The organism is Alcanivorax sp. HI0044 (assembly GCF_001634945.1).
This window is the reverse complement of record NZ_LWEZ01001663.1, coordinates 1-1,375: the sequence shown is the minus strand read 5'-3', so window position 1 is coordinate 1,375 and position 1,375 is coordinate 1. Positions and strand designations below refer to the sequence as shown.

Here is a 1,375-nt window from a genome sequence, read left to right as displayed (position 1 = left end):
ATTGCTGCATTCCGCCCGGCTGGCGTCCAGCTTACAGCGGATCTTGCGTTGCAGGGTCAGCATGGTGGCGTCGTAGTAGTCTTTGTTGCGTAGTTGCAGGCGGGCTTCCTGCATCATGATTTCATATTCCTTTTTGTCTTCCTGCGGAATCTGGATCATCCAGTGTTCCGGTACTTTTTCCGCTTCGATTTCCAGGCGTTCCATGATCAGGTGGTAACTGTTGTAGAACTCTTCGCGTACCAGTTGTGCCACTTCGTTGGGGAATTTGTCCTTGCGGCCGATTAGCTGCATGGTGATTTGCGCCAGCGGGTAATCAATGATGCCGCCGTCCGGCTCCATGCCTTTGTAGAGTTCCAGGACTTCGTAGGCAACCAGAGGGGCGGCCAGAACATCCACCACGCCGTTGTTGAATTTATTGGGTGCAGACACGATGTCTGACGCTACCGGTGTTGCCCCGATTTGCGAGACCATTTCAGCTTGTGTGGGGTCGTAATCAAGCACAGCCACACGCTTTCCTGCTGCATTGGCAAGAGTGTTGATGCTTCTGTCGTTCACGAAGACATAAGCGCCACCCGCTGGAGCCAGGCCCAAAATCACATATTCACCGCTCACCATTTTGTCGGCGCTCTTTGGGCTGGCCAGGACTTGCAGCAAAATCTTCATGTGCTCCTTGGTAGGGAGCGCGCCGATAGCATCAATGGTACCGGTGTATTTGTTGAACTGACGGCCCCGCAATCCGGTAATAAGCGCAGCATCACAAATGCCGGCCTTGAGATCTTCGGCAACCACGCTTTCGCTGGTGTAGGGCTGCACATCCAGGTCAACACCATATTGCAGCAGGCGCGTACGCTGGTCTTCGGCAGCCTTGAAAATTGGCCCGGCACGGCCAGCAATATCCCAAATACAAATGCGCCGTTTGAGTGGTTCTCCCTGGCTGAAGCCCGCGGCTTTCTGCATGGCCTTGATGCGATCATCCAGGCTGCGGTTCTGGTCGAAGGCAATGGCACGTAATTTTTCTGCCAGCGCGGGGGTGAGTTCCACGCCGGGTGCAAAGCGCTCCAGTTCGGCCTGTTGGGCGGGGGTCAGATCAAGGGTGTCATCGGCGTTGAGAGCCGTGCTGCCGATCAGCAGGGAAAAAAGGATGAAGTGACGAAGAAATCGCACGATAGCCTCCGTGGCTATTATTGTTTGTTGTTGGCATTCAGCGTTGGCCGGTTACGGCATGACTGTTTCGGCATTGTGGGCAGGTAATGGTCGGCGCGTCGCTGGCTTGCCAGCCGGTACCGGTGGCGGTGCCGCCAATCGGGCGGCTCGGCCGGTACGGAGAGCGGGGGGCGAGTGGCGTGAACAAAAAGCGGGTTATTATTTATTCGGT

The 1,375-nt window shown here is 55.9% G+C and carries 1 protein-coding gene; it reads right to left on the bottom strand.

From position 1 onward, the window contains the following. On the bottom strand, positions 1 to 1,164 hold a 1,164-nt coding region (locus tag A3730_RS25090), incomplete at its 3' end, for a putative solute-binding protein (protein WP_156501352.1). Positions 1,165 to 1,375 lie beyond the last annotated feature (211 nt).